The sequence below is a fragment of the Geobacillus sp. FSL W8-0026 genome, assembly GCF_037966255.1.
GTDB classification, from domain to species: Bacteria; Bacillota; Bacilli; order Bacillales; family Anoxybacillaceae; genus Geobacillus; species Geobacillus icigianus.
Genome location: NZ_CP150194.1, coordinates 3499056 through 3512085, shown reverse-complemented (window position 1 = coordinate 3512085; position 13030 = coordinate 3499056). Strand labels below are relative to the sequence as shown.

The window sequence follows — 13030 nt, the reverse complement described above, 5'->3', positions numbered from 1 at the left end:
TACACGCCCGAAATATGCCAAAATGCCTCTCGTCCCTTTGGTATCAAGGGATGAGAGGCATTTTGTTTGCCTAGTCACTGTAGAACTCGGGCTTCTGATTTAAAACCACGGGAACCATTTCTCAAACCAGCTTTTTCCGTCTTCTTTTTTCTTCTTTTTCTTTTCCAGATGGTCGGTGCAATAGTCAGTCGGTTCGGTGCCGATGAGATAGTACGTTTTTCGCTTCACCGGACAAGCGTCGGTGGCCAGTTTGCCGTTTTGCGGGTCGATGTCGACGCCGATGACTCCTTTCGTAGGTTTGAATGACCGTTTTGGTTCATCGGCGAGCCCTTCTTCCATAAAGTGAACCCAGATTTGTTTGGCGTATTGTTTTTCGTCAAAGCGATCTAGTGGCTCGCCGCGGTCGTAGCCGGTCCAGACGCCGGCGACCAGTTGTGGGGCGAACCCGATCATCCAACTGTCCGTTTTTGTCGTTCCCGATTTGCCGGCGTAGGGTCGTGTAATGTCATCGGCGATCGACTGTCCAGTGACGGTGGTGTAGCCGTTTAACTTCGGGTCGAACATTCCGGTCATTAAATGGGCCGTCACAAACGCCGCATCGCGGTCGAGCACTTGCCGGCTTGCCGGTTGGTGCTCGTAGATCACGTTGCCGGCGCTGTCGACTACTTTTTTAATGAACACTGGGTCGTTTCGTTTGCCGTAGTTGGCGATGGTGCTGTAGGCGGCGACCATGTCGATCACCCTCACTGGCGAAGTGCCGAGCGCCAATGACGGCACGGCTTTTAGCTTGCTCGTGATGCCGAGCGTCTTCGCTGTGTCAACGAGTTTGTCGGCTCCGATAAATTGCAGCGTCTTGACCGCAAAGACGTTGTCGGATACAGCGAGCGCTTGGGCGAGGGTAATTGGGCCGTTCGCATAATAGTCATTGTAGTTATGAGGCGTGTACCTCGCCCGGCCGTCATCAAACGTAAACGTCGTCAGTTCGCTGCGCAGCTGGGTCGATGGCGTGAATCCTTGCTCGATCGCCGCGTAATACAAAAATGGTTTGAACGTCGACCCCGGCTGGCGTTCCGCCTGCACCGCCCGGTTGAACGGGCTCTCTTGATAGTTTCGCCCGCCGACGAGCGCTTTTACTTCTCCGGTTCGCGGATCCATGGCGACCAGCGCCGCCTGAATGGCCGAGTTTGGGTTGATGATGCGCGCGATTTGCTCTTCGGCAATTCGTTGCAGACGCGGATCGAGCGTCGTATAGACGCGCAGCCCCCCAAGCTCGATCGTCCGCTCGTCAAGGCCAAGCTTCGTGCGCAGCTGCTGCTTGACGACATCTTGAAAATACGGGGCGATCGGCTGCTCGCGTTCATGATGCCGAACGTAGACGAGTTTGGCACGGTAGGCCTGCTCCGCTTCTTGGCGGCTGATGTAGCCGGCTTCCGCCATGGAGAGAAGGACGATTTTTTGCCGCGCTTTCGCTCGCTGTTCATTGACGAACGGGGAGTAGTAATACGGCCCTTTCGGAATGCCGGCTAGCATGGCCGCTTCGCTGAGCGTCAGCTCGCTCGCGTGCTTGCCGAAATAGTAGCGGGCTGCTGCTTCGATGCCGTAAGCTCCGTGTCCGTAATAAATCGTATTGAAGTAGCCTTCCAAGATTTTGTCTTTGCTGTAGTTGGTTTCAAGGCGGATCGTATAAAGCGCCTCTTGAATTTTCCGCGACCACGTTTTTTCATGCGTCAAAAACAAGTTGCGCGCGTATTGCTGCGTGATCGTGCTCGCGCCCTCGACTTTCGCCATCGCCCGCACGTTGGCGATGACAGCGGCGGCGATCCGTTTAAAGTCAAAGCCGTGGTGGCTGTAAAACTTTCGGTCTTCCACCGCGATCGTTGCTTCTATGGCGTGCGGCGAGATGTCATCGAGATGAACCCAGTAACGCTTCTGCCCTTGGTCGCTTTCCCCGATTTTGCTGCCGTCATCGGCATAAAACAATGTCGTCTGCGGCACAGCGACCGGCGGTGCTCCTGCCATTTTGGCAAACAAAATAAAGCCCCCGAGAGCAGCGAAAGCAAAAACGGCGAGGAACACGGTGATAAAGACGGCGGCGCGCACATATTTCCACGCGCCGCGAAAACGGCTGCTCGGGATCGGTTCCATTGCCCATCCCCCCAACGGTTTCAGCGGTGCTTGACGCAGGCGCCTGCTTGATAGGGAGGCGCTTTCCGCTTTTCTTACTAGTATGAAAAAAATTTTGTTATTTTAAACTCGTTCCCCTTGCATTTTTGCTAGATTGCTCTATACTTTTTCATGTTTAGTTTTTTGTTGGCAAGGGAAACTTGATAGTAAGCAAACGCTCGGAGAAAGGATGTTACCGAATGGAACTATGGTTTACGGAAAAACAGACGGAACATTTCGGCATCACGGCACGCATCATCCGCACTTTACATACAGAGCAAACGCCGTTTCAAAAGCTCGATATGGTCGAAACAGCCGAGTTTGGCAACATGCTCATTCTAGACGGCATGGTGATGACGACGCAAAAAGATGAATTTGTCTACCATGAGATGGTCGCCCATGTGCCGCTGTTTACCCACCCGCATCCGGAAAACGTGCTGGTCGTCGGCGGCGGCGACGGCGGCGTCATCCGTGAAGTGCTGAAGCACCCAAGCGTCAAAAAGGCGACGCTGGTTGAAATCGACGGCAAGGTGATCGAATGCTCGAAAAAATATTTGCCGGAAATCGCTGGCCAACTTGACGATCCGCGCGTCGAAGTGAAAGTCGATGACGGGTTTATGCATATCGCGAAAAGCGAAAATGAGTATGACGTCATTATGGTTGACTCGACAGAACCGGTCGGTCCGGCGGTCAACTTGTTCACAAAAGGGTTTTACGCCGGCATTGCCAAGGCATTGAAAGAGGACGGCATTTTCGTTGCCCAAACGGACAATCCGTGGTTTAAGGCGGATTTGATTCGCACCGTTTACCGTGATGTAAAGGAGATTTTCCCGGTTACGCGTCTATATACGGCGAACATTCCGACCTATCCAAGCGGGCTCTGGACGTTTACGCTCGGCTCGAAAAAATACGACCCGCTTGCGGTGAGCGACGACCGTTTCCATGACATTGAGACGAACTATTACACGAAAGAGCTGCACAAAGCGTGTTTTGTCTTGCCGAAATTTGTCGCCGATTTAACGAAGTAAGGGGGCGCAGGCGATGCGGTTTGATGAAGCCTATTCAGGCAACGTGTTTATCGGCAGCCATCCGAATTTCGAAGAAAGCGAAGCCATCATCTACGGAATGCCGATGGACTGGACGGTCAGCTACCGGCCCGGCTCGCGGTTCGGCCCGGCTCGCATCCGCGAAGTGTCGATCGGGCTTGAGGAGTACAGCCCGTATTTGGACCGTGAACTCAAGGACGTTCGCTACTTTGACGCCGGTGATATCCCGCTGCCGTTTGGCAATGCGGCGCGCAGTTTGGAGCTGATTGAGCAGTTTGTCAGAAGAGTGCTCGATGCTGGAAAATTTCCGCTCGGTCTTGGCGGTGAACACCTTGTCTCTTGGCCGGTGATCAAAGCGGTGTACGACTATTATCCGGATGTCGCCGTCATTCATATGGACGCGCATACCGACTTGCGCGAACATTACGAAGGCGAGCCGCTGTCGCACGCGACGCCGATCCGCAAGGTCGCTGACTTGATCGGACCGACGAACGTTTTTTCGTTTGGCATCCGTTCCGGCATGAAAGAAGAGTTCGAATGGGCGAAAGAAAACGGCATGTACATCGCCAAGTTTGAGGTGCTTGAACCGCTCCGTTCCGTGCTGCCGAAGCTCGCCGGCCGCCCGGTGTATGTGACGATCGATATCGATGTGCTTGATCCCGCTCACGCCCCGGGCACGGGAACGGTCGATGCCGGTGGGATTACATCGAAAGAACTATTAGCCGCCATCCATGAGATCGCCCGCTCCGACGTCCGCGTCGTCGGCGCCGATTTGGTGGAAGTTGCACCGATTTACGACCATTCGGAACAAACCGCCAATACAGCGAGCAAGCTTGTGCGGGAAATGCTGCTGGGTTGGGTGGCCAAGTGAATAGAGAAAAAAGCGCCTAAATCGCCAGCGGGCGAGGGCGCTTTTTTGTGTGCAGGAGAAAGGTTGCTGGAATATGAGCGTTCCATATTGAATCAGTCGGGACAGTTCTTTATACTTATTGATATGACTGGGTTCGCAAAGGTGTGTTCAGCAAATATGAACGAAACAAACGGGATTCCGGTGCGGCTTCGTCAAGTGGCCGTCATCCGCGACGGTGCGCACCAAGAGACGATCGCGCTTGAAGTGGACGGCATGTATTACATAAAGGGGACAACCGTGTATTTGCAGTTTGTCGAGGAAAACGAACTCGGACGGGTGAACAACATTGTGAAAATCGCGCCTGACGAGGTGACCGTTCTCCGTTCTGGGGCGGTTGAGATGCGGCAAACGTTCCGCTGCCAGCAGGAAATGCCGGGCCATTACCAAACGGTGTTTGGACGGTGGGGGCTGGCGACAAAAACGGAGGCGATCGAGTTCCGATATGACGAAAGACGGAAACAAGGGCAGCTCTTTCTCTCATATGAGCTGATGCTAGAGCACGAGCGGAGCGGGCGCCATACGTTGACGCTAACATTTAAGGGGGTATAGGCCGATGAACATTGTCGGACAGATGAAAGAAAAGCTGAAAGAGGAAATTCGCGAGGCGGCGGTCAAAGCCGGTCTGACAGCTGCCGAAGAGCTGCCGGACGTGCTCTTGGAGGTGCCGCGCGACAAGGCGCATGGCGACTACTCAACGAACATCGCCATGCAGCTCGCCCGCATCGCGAAAAAGCCGCCGCGGGCGATCGCTGAAGCCATCGTCGGACAGCTTGACCGCGAGCGGGTGTCGGTTGAGCGCATCGAGGTAGCAGGGCCGGGCTTTATCAACTTTTATATGGACAACCGCTATTTGACGGCGGTCGTGCCGGCGATTTTGCAGGCGGGGCAAGCGTATGGCGAGTCGAACGTCGGCAACGGGGAAAAAGTGCAAGTCGAGTTCGTCTCCGCCAACCCGACCGGCGATTTGCATTTAGGCCATGCCCGCGGCGCGGCGGTTGGCGATTCGCTTTGCAACATTTTAGCGAAAGCCGGGTTCGATGTGACGCGCGAATATTACATCAATGACGCCGGCAAGCAAATTTACAACTTGGCGAAATCGGTCGAAGCCCGTTATTTTCAGGCGCTCGGTGTCGATATGCCGCTGCCGGAGGACGGCTATTACGGCGACGATATCGTCGAAATCGGCAAACAGCTTGCGGCTGAATACGGCGACCGGTTTGTCGAAGTGGGGGAAGACGAGCGGCTTGCCTTTTTCCGCGACTACGGGCTCCGTTATGAGCTTGAGAAAATCAAGAAAGACTTGGCCGACTTCCGCGTGCCGTTTGACGTTTGGTATTCGGAAACATCGCTTTATGAAAGCGGCAAAATCGACGAGGCGCTCGCTACGCTGCGTGAGCGCGGCTATATTTACGAGCAGGACGGAGCGACATGGTTCCGTTCGACGGCGTTTGGGGACGACAAAGACCGCGTGTTGATTAAACAGGACGGTACGTATACGTACTTGCTCCCGGACATCGCCTACCATCAAGACAAGCTGCGGCGCGGGTTCCAAAAGCTCATCAACATTTGGGGAGCGGACCATCACGGCTACATTCCGCGCATGAAAGCGGCGATCGCCGCGCTCGGCTATGACCCGGAGGCGCTCGAAGTCGAAGTCATTCAAATGGTGAATCTATATCAAAACGGCGAGCGCGTCAAAATGAGCAAGCGCACCGGCAAAGCGGTGACGATGCGCGAGCTGATGGAAGAGGTCGGTGTCGATGCCGTTCGCTATTTCTTTGCCATGCGCTCGGGCGATACGCATTTGGATTTTGACATGGATTTGGCTGTGTCGCAGTCGAATGAAAACCCGGTTTACTACGTCCAATACGCGCACGCCCGCGTTTCCAGCATTCTTCGCCAAGCGGAGGAACAACACCTTTCCTACGATGGCGATGTAGCTCTTCATCATCTTGTCGGGACGGAAAAAGAGGTCGAGCTGCTCAAAGTGCTCGGCGATTTCCCCGATGTCGTCGCCGAGGCGGCGCTCAAGCGGATGCCGCACCGCGTCACCGCCTATGCGTTTGAGTTGGCATCGGCGCTTCACAGCTTTTACAATGCGGAGAAAGTGCTTGACCTAGACCATATCGAAAAAACGAAAGCCCGCCTCGCGCTTGTCAAGGCGGTGCAAATCACGCTGCAAAACGCGTTGACGCTGATCGGCGTTTCAGCGCCCGAGCAGATGTAATCATCGAGGGGGAGCGGCTACCCCCTCTTTCGTTTGGGCATTCTAAGGAAAAATGACAGCGGAGGATGCAACCTATGAAAGAAATCGTATTATCGCTTGTCACTGGCATGGTGGTCGGGTTTTTGTTTACGCTGTTCCGTCTGCCGATTCCGGCTCCCCCAGCGTTGGCCGGCATCGCCGGCATCGTCGGGGTGTATCTCGGCATGCGGCTGTTTCAATGGCTGGCGATATTTTGGCGATCCTAACCGGACCATCGCCCCGTTCGGCGTGACATCAACGGCGTTATACGCCGGGCCGGATGGGGCGCATTCGTTTTGAGCGGATTACAGCCAGGCGGAGATCAGCTGGGAAATCGATTGTTTGCCGCGGTCAAGGAGCGAACGCCTTTCCAAAAAGGCGAGCGTCAGCGGTTCGGAGCGCGTCAAGTCGCGTTTGAACGCCTGTTTGACGAGATGAGTGAACGCCCGATCAAACACGTAGCAGTTGATTTCGCTGTTGAAAAACAAGCTGCGGCGGTCAAAATTGGCGGTGCCGATGTCGCACCATTCATCGTCAATGATAAGCGTTTTGGCGTGGTAAAATCCTTGGTAAAAACGGTAGACGTGCGCACCGGCCTCAAGCAGCCGGGCAAAGTACGGATAGGCGGCCTCCCTGACAAACAAATGATCGGCTTTCAGCGGTACGAGCACGGTGACGCGCACTCCGCGCTCGAGCGCCTTCATCAGCTCGTGAAACAGCGGCCGGCTTGGAATGAAGTACGGGCTGCCGATCATAATTTCCTTTTTGGCGCGGCGGATGGCCTCGATGTATTGTTCTTCGAGCGTCGAGCCATCGGTGGCGATCAATTGGTGGTGAACGGCGCCGGCAGGAAGTGCCGGGAAATAGCGGCTGTTGTCAGGGACCGTTCGGCCCGTCGCTTCTTCCCAGTCGTGCAAAAACTGTTTTTGCAAGTCGCCAACCCCTTCGCCGCTCATTTTGATGTGATAGTCCCGCCATTCGCCGAAGTTGGCGTCTTTCCCGCTATATTCGCGCCCGATGTTAAAGCCGCCGATATAGCCGACCCGTCCGTCGATGATGGTGATTTTGCGGTGGTTGCGGCGGTTGAGGCGATAAATGAGAAACGGAAAGCATGGCGGGCGCGCGTAGGCAAACTCCACTCCGCTTTTGGCAAGCGAACGAACGAGCGCCCTTGGAAGCCCAAGGCCACCGACCCAGTCGACCAGCACCCGCACTTTCACTCCTTCAGCCGCTTTTTTCTTCAAAAGTTGGAAAAACGGCGCGGTCATTTCGTCGTTTTTGATGATGTAAAACAAGATGTGAATATGGTCGCGGGCGCGGCCCAGCTCGGCAAAATAATCGGAAAATAAATGGTTTCCGTTGACAAACAGCGAAAGATCGCTTCGTCGCTGCGGATAGACGACGTTTTTGCGCCTGTTTCGAAAGACGAGTTGTCCGAGCTTGTCATCGAGGTAGATGAGAGCGAATAAAATAACGATGAAACTAGCGATGACGGCAATGACGTCCATGTTGTCTCCTCCTGTGGCCCTTCAGTATTTATTAATGTGCCCGGGAAAACTCAAAATAGCAAAGGGGAACGATGGAATGGCGCGAGCGCCCGTCCAAGCGGCTTCGGCTCCTGCCGCCCGCTATTCATCGAGGGAAGTCGGCTTTGAAAAACGCAAAAAATCTATTGACTGAATGCTCATTCATTATGTACAATAGACGTAAAGCAAATTCTGAAAATTTCCTTTGTTATGGCAAACACAATGGAAGCGGGGGAAGGGGAGAAAAGATGAACGCTTTATCGTTGGTGAACTGGCTCGCGTTTTTGTTTGTAACCGCTTACGCCATCTATTTGTTCGCTTATGTCGTCAAAACGCGGGCGATGTACATTCAGCTTGGCAAAAAAGTCGAGTTTGACCAAAAGGTGAACGAGCGGCTGCGCAACATTTGGATCAACGTGTTCGGTCAGAAAAAGCTGCTCAAGGACAAGAAAAGCGGACTCATTCACGTCGTCTTTTTCTACGGCTTTATTCTCGTCCAGTTTGGCGCGATCGATTTCATCATCAAAGGGCTCGCGCCCGGAGCGCATTTGCCGCTCGGGCCGCTGTATCCGGGGTTTACGTTTTTCCAAGAAATCGTCACGTTGCTCATTTTAATCGCCGTGCTCGCTGCTTTTTACCGCCGCTACATTGAAAAGCTCGTCCGCTTAAAGCGTGATTTTAAAGCCGGCCTCGTCCTGATTTTCATCGCTGGACTGATGCTGTCCGTGCTGTTTGGCAACGGGATGAGCATGATTTGGCACGGCGAAGAGGCGACATGGAGCGAGCCGGTTGCCTCACTCATTGCCGGCGCGTTTTCCTGGGTCGGCGAAACGGGGGCCGCGGTGCTGTTCTTTGTTGCTTGGTGGGTGCATTTGTTGATTTTGCTGACGTTCCTCGTGTACGTCCCGCAATCGAAACACGCCCATTTGATCGCGGCGCCTATCAACGTCTTTTTCAGCCGGCTGACGCGGCCGAAGCTTTCGCCGATCAACTTTGAAGACGAAAGCCAGGAATCGTTTGGTGTCGGCAAAATTGAAGATTTTACGCAAAAGCAGTTGATCGACTTGTACGCCTGTGTCGAGTGCGGCCGCTGCACGAGCATGTGTCCGGCGACCGGCACGGGGAAAATGTTGTCGCCGATGGATTTGATTTTGAAGTTGCGCGACCATTTGACGGAAAAAGGAGCGGTCGTCACGTCGCGCGCGCCGTGGGTGCCGACGTTCGCTTTCAAAAACACAAGGGGCAACCAGCTCGCGTTCGCCGCTGCGTCGGAGCAGGCCGCTACGATCGAAATGCCGAGCTTGATCGGAGATGTCATCACCGAGGAAGAAATTTGGGCCTGTACGACGTGCCGCAACTGTGAAGACCAATGCCCGGTCATGAACGAACACGTCGACAAAATCATTGATTTGCGCCGCTACCTTGTCTTGACGGAAGGGCGGATGAATCCGGATGCGCAGCGGGCGATGACGAATATCGAGCGTCAGGGCAATCCGTGGGGCTTGAACCGAAAAGAGCGGGAAAACTGGCGCGAGCTGCGCGATGATGTGCATGCGCCGACCGTCAAAGAAGCGGCGAAAGCGGGAGAGGAAATCGAGTACTTGTTCTGGGTCGGCTCGATGGGGTCGTATGACAGCCGGAGCCAAAAAATCGCCCTCGCTTTTGCCAAACTGCTGAACGAAGCGGGCGTCAAGTTTGCGATTTTAGGCAACAAGGAGAAAAACTCGGGCGATACGCCGCGCCGGTTAGGGAATGAATTTTTGTTCCAAGAGCTGGCAACCAACAATATCGCCGAGTTTGAAAAAGCGGGCGTCAAGAAAATCGTGACGATCGACCCGCACGCCTACAATACGTTCAAAAACGAATATCCGGATTTTGGGTTTGAGGCGGAAGTGTACCACCATACCGAGCTGCTCGCCAAGCTCATCGAAGAAGGCCGCTTAGTGCCAAAATATCCGGTGAATGAACGCATTACGTTCCATGACTCGTGCTACTTAGGGCGCTACAATGACGTCTATGACGCACCGAGACAAATTTTGCGCGCCATCCCGGGCGTCGAGCTTGTTGAGATGGAGCGCAACCGCGAGCGCGGCATGTGCTGCGGCGCCGGCGGCGGCCTCATGTGGATGGAGGAGACGACCGGCAACCGGATCAACGTCGCCCGCACGGAGCAAGCGCTCGCTGTCAACCCGACCGTCATCAGCTCCGGCTGTCCGTACTGCTTGACGATGCTGTCGGACGGCACGAAGGCGAAAGAGGTGGAAGACCGCGTCTTTACGTACGATGTCGCGGAACTGTTGGCGAAATCGGTGTTCGGCGAGGAAAAAGAAGAAGTCGCGTCATAAAAATAGTTGCCAAGACAATTTCTATTTTTTAAAATAGTAAGTATAATGAAAGAGGAGGTGTCGGTGGCGCACCTTCTCTTTTGCACCGCTATCGAGCGAGCGTTCAGTCTGCATTTTTGTAATCGCTTTCTTACTTGATCAAAGGGGGAGAGGAACGATGGGAAGAACCGTGATTGTTAGCGGGGTGCGCACCCCGTTTGGAAAGTTGGGCGGCGCGCTTCAGGCGCTGTCAGCCCCGGAGCTGGGCGGCATTGCTGTGAAAGAGGCGCTCGCTCGCGCCAACGTGAGCGCGGAACAAGTGGATCACGTCATTTTGGGCACGGTTTTGCAAGGGGGGCAAGGACAGCTCCCGTCGCGGCAGGCGATGCGTCATGCCGGCATCCCGTGGCACGTGCGCACCGAGACGGTGAACAAAGTGTGCGCGTCCGGCATGCGCGCCGTCACGCTCGCCGATCAGTTCATCCGCTTAGGCGATGCCGATGTTGTCGTCGCCGGCGGGATGGAGTCGATGAGCAACGCGCCGTACGTGTTGCCGAAAGCGCGCTGGGGGCTGCGGATGGGCGACAGCACGGTCAAAGATTTGATGGTATACGATGGCCTCACATGCAGCTTCACCGGCGTCCATATGGGCGTCTACGGCGGGAATACGGCGCGTGAGCTCGGCATCACCAGAGAGGCGCAAGACGAGTGGGCGTACCGCAGCCATAGGCGCGCCATCGCTGCCATCGAAGCCGGTCGGCTTGGGGAAGAAATCGTTCCGGTGACGATTCCGCAGCGCAAAGGGGAGCCGCTTGTCGTCGAACGCGACGAGGCGCCGCGCAAGGATACATCGCTAGAAGCATTGGCGAAACTGCCGCCGGTGTTTGACCCACAAGGAACTATCACCGCCGGCAACGCCCCGGGCGTCAACGACGGCGCCGCCGCGCTCGTGTTGATGAGCGAAGAGCGCGCTGTCCGCGAGGGGCTCGAGCCGCTGGCGATGGTCGTTGCCCACACCGCCATCGCCGTTGAAGCGAAAGATTTCCCGAAGACGCCGGGGCTTGTGATCAACGAGCTGCTCCGCAAAACAGGAAAAACGGTCGATGACATCGCCTTGTTTGAAGTGAACGAAGCGTTTGCCGCTGTCGCATTGGCGGCCATTCAAATCGCCGGTCTTGACCCGGAAAAGGTGAACGTCAACGGCGGCGCGGTTGCCCTTGGCCATCCGATCGGCGCGAGCGGTGCGCGCATCATCCTCACGCTCATTCATGAGCTGAAACGCCGCGGCGGCGGCCTCGGCATTGCGGCCATCTGCAGCGGCGGCGGCCAAGGCGATGCCATCTTGGTTGAGGTATAAGAGGAGTCAAGGGCGCGTCTTACCTGTAGCCTTGCGGGGGCATGGCTGTCGCTGCCTGTCCTCGCACGACAGCCCGCCGCCAAGACGCGTGTCGCCGGCTGTCGCCAAGATGCAGGAAGTGACTTGTTGCGATCCTGTCCCTTGGTGACGCGGCGCGAAACGGAACGTGTCGCCGCCCCGCCCTTGGGCGATGGCGCCAAAACGGCGGAGAACGCGGCATGGTGCCGGCCGCGCGTCCATGAACCGGAGCGGTCTCCAGAACAACGTCACGGCGCAAGATGGAGCCGTGCACCCCGTCGAGCCGCTGCGGGAAGGAATCGGTGTGCCGGCGCGATGCTTCTCGCTGCCGGCCCCGCCTCATTGGCGACGCGAAGCTGGCGGATGTGATGCGCGTTCATTTTTCGGAAACGTTCCGTGGACAGCACATGATCTTCCCTCCAACCGGGGATGAAAATGACAGCTTGGTGACGGGGTTTTCAAAGAAACGTTCCATGGGCAACGGTTTCTCCTCCACCCGAGGATGAAAGTCTCGCGTCAGTTCGGCATTTTCACGAAATACACATAGACAGGGGGATAGGAACATGGACGTCAAAACGATCATGGTCGTCGGCGCCGGACAGATGGGCTCGGGCATCGCCCAAGTGTGCGCCGTCGCCGGTTATGAGGTGCTGCTCTATGATATTAGCAGCGCTCAATTGGATAAAGGAATGGCCAATATTCAAAAACTCCTTGCCCGTCAAGTGGAAAAAGGGAAAATGGCCGCCGAGGACAAGGACGCAGCGCTTTCCCGGCTTGTCCGCTCGACGGATCTGCATGACGCTGAGAAGGCGGATCTCGTCATTGAAGCAGTCGTTGAAAACATGGACGTGAAAACGAAGCTGTTTGCCGAACTCGATGCAATCGCCCGCCCGGAAACGATTTTGGCGTCGAACACGTCGTCGCTGCCGATTACGGAAATCGCCGCCGCGACGAAGCGGCCGGAGAAAGTGATTGGCATGCACTTTATGAACCCGGTGCCGGTGATGAAGCTCGTCGAAATTATCCGCGGCTTGGCGACGGCCGATGACGTGTATGAGACGATTGAAGCGGTCACCCGGACGCTCGGCAAAGTGCCGGTCGAAGTGAACGACTTCCCCGGCTTTATTTCCAACCGCGTCCTCATGCCGATGATCAACGAAGCGATTTACGCCTTGTACGAAGGGGTGGCGACCAAAGAGGCGATCGACGAAGTGATGAAACTGGGCATGAACCATCCGATGGGGCCGCTCACGCTCGCTGATTTTATCGGATTGGATACGTGCTTATACATTATGGAAACGCTGCATGAAGGGTTCGGCGATGACAAGTACCGCCCGTGCCCGCTGCTGCGCAAATACGTCAAGGCGGGTTGGCTGGGCCGCAAAACGGGCCGCGGATTTTACACGTACGAGTAAGCAGCTCGGGGCAACGGTGACGAGCA

General features: G+C 55.7%; 10 protein-coding genes. 8 read left to right on the top strand and 2 right to left on the bottom strand.

Going from position 1 to position 13030, the window contains the following annotated elements:
- Window positions 1-99: 99 nt before the first annotated feature.
- On the bottom strand, window positions 100-2145 hold the full coding sequence (locus tag NST29_RS17535) for a PBP1A family penicillin-binding protein (RefSeq protein WP_033021873.1): 2046 nt from the start codon (window positions 2143-2145) through the stop codon (window positions 100-102).
- Window positions 2146-2363: 218 nt separating this feature from the next.
- Here NST29_RS17535 and speE point away from each other — a divergent pair, with 218 nt between their 5' ends.
- The 5 genes from speE to NST29_RS17510 all read left to right on the top strand — a co-directional run bounded on the left by speE (window position 2364) and on the right by NST29_RS17510 (window position 6591).
- Window positions 2364-3191, top strand: coding sequence for a polyamine aminopropyltransferase (gene speE, locus NST29_RS17530; RefSeq protein ID WP_033021876.1), 828 nt, complete (start codon window positions 2364-2366; stop codon window positions 3189-3191).
- A 13-nt stretch (window positions 3192-3204) separates the two neighbouring features.
- Window positions 3205-4080, top strand: coding sequence for an agmatinase (speB, locus tag NST29_RS17525; RefSeq protein WP_033021878.1), 876 nt, complete (start codon window positions 3205-3207; stop codon window positions 4078-4080).
- 156 nt (window positions 4081-4236) lie between these two features.
- Window positions 4237-4668 carry a DUF1934 domain-containing protein gene (locus tag NST29_RS17520; protein WP_033021880.1) on the top strand — a complete coding sequence of 144 codons (432 nt, stop codon included), beginning with the start codon at window positions 4237-4239 and terminating at the stop codon, window positions 4666-4668.
- 4 nt (window positions 4669-4672) lie between these two features.
- Complete coding sequence (gene argS / locus NST29_RS17515; RefSeq protein ID WP_033021882.1) at window positions 4673-6346, top strand: arginine--tRNA ligase; 1674 nt, start codon at window positions 4673-4675, stop codon at window positions 6344-6346.
- 74 nt (window positions 6347-6420) lie between these two features.
- On the top strand, window positions 6421-6591 hold the full coding sequence (locus NST29_RS17510) for a XapX domain-containing protein (protein WP_033021884.1): 171 nt from the start codon (window positions 6421-6423) through the stop codon (window positions 6589-6591).
- A gap of 78 nt (window positions 6592-6669) precedes the next feature.
- Here NST29_RS17510 and cls read toward each other — a convergent pair whose 3' ends face one another.
- Window positions 6670-7872, bottom strand: coding sequence for a cardiolipin synthase (cls, locus tag NST29_RS17505; protein ID WP_033021887.1), 1203 nt, complete (start codon window positions 7870-7872; stop codon window positions 6670-6672).
- Between the two features lie 266 nt (window positions 7873-8138).
- Between cls and NST29_RS17500 the strand changes: the two genes are divergently transcribed.
- The 3 genes from NST29_RS17500 to NST29_RS17490 all read left to right on the top strand — a co-directional run bounded on the left by NST29_RS17500 (window position 8139) and on the right by NST29_RS17490 (window position 13004).
- On the top strand, window positions 8139-10235 hold the full coding sequence (locus NST29_RS17500; RefSeq protein WP_033021888.1) for a (Fe-S)-binding protein: 2097 nt from the start codon (window positions 8139-8141) through the stop codon (window positions 10233-10235).
- 157 nt (window positions 10236-10392) lie between these two features.
- A complete protein-coding gene (locus NST29_RS17495) occupies window positions 10393-11571 on the top strand; it encodes an acetyl-CoA C-acetyltransferase (RefSeq protein WP_033021890.1) in 1179 nt (392 codons plus the stop codon).
- A gap of 581 nt (window positions 11572-12152) precedes the next feature.
- On the top strand, window positions 12153-13004 hold the full coding sequence (locus tag NST29_RS17490; protein WP_033021894.1) for a 3-hydroxybutyryl-CoA dehydrogenase: 852 nt from the start codon (window positions 12153-12155) through the stop codon (window positions 13002-13004).
- Window positions 13005-13030 lie beyond the last annotated feature (26 nt).

Coding starts and splice junctions, on each gene's coding strand:
- NST29_RS17535 (WP_033021873.1), bottom strand. CDS start 2,145: ATGGAACCGATCCCGAGCAGCCGTTTTCGCGGCGCGTGGAAATATGTG.
- speE (WP_033021876.1), top strand. CDS start 2,364: ATGGAACTATGGTTTACGGAAAAACAGACGGAACATTTCGGCATCACG.
- speB (WP_033021878.1), top strand. CDS start 3,205: ATGCGGTTTGATGAAGCCTATTCAGGCAACGTGTTTATCGGCAGCCAT.
- NST29_RS17520 (WP_033021880.1), top strand. CDS start 4,237: ATGAACGAAACAAACGGGATTCCGGTGCGGCTTCGTCAAGTGGCCGTC.
- argS (WP_033021882.1), top strand. CDS start 4,673: ATGAACATTGTCGGACAGATGAAAGAAAAGCTGAAAGAGGAAATTCGC.
- NST29_RS17510 (WP_033021884.1), top strand. CDS start 6,421: ATGAAAGAAATCGTATTATCGCTTGTCACTGGCATGGTGGTCGGGTTT.
- cls (WP_033021887.1), bottom strand. CDS start 7,872: ATGGACGTCATTGCCGTCATCGCTAGTTTCATCGTTATTTTATTCGCT.
- NST29_RS17500 (WP_033021888.1), top strand. CDS start 8,139: ATGAACGCTTTATCGTTGGTGAACTGGCTCGCGTTTTTGTTTGTAACC.
- NST29_RS17495 (WP_033021890.1), top strand. CDS start 10,393: ATGGGAAGAACCGTGATTGTTAGCGGGGTGCGCACCCCGTTTGGAAAG.
- NST29_RS17490 (WP_033021894.1), top strand. CDS start 12,153: ATGGACGTCAAAACGATCATGGTCGTCGGCGCCGGACAGATGGGCTCG.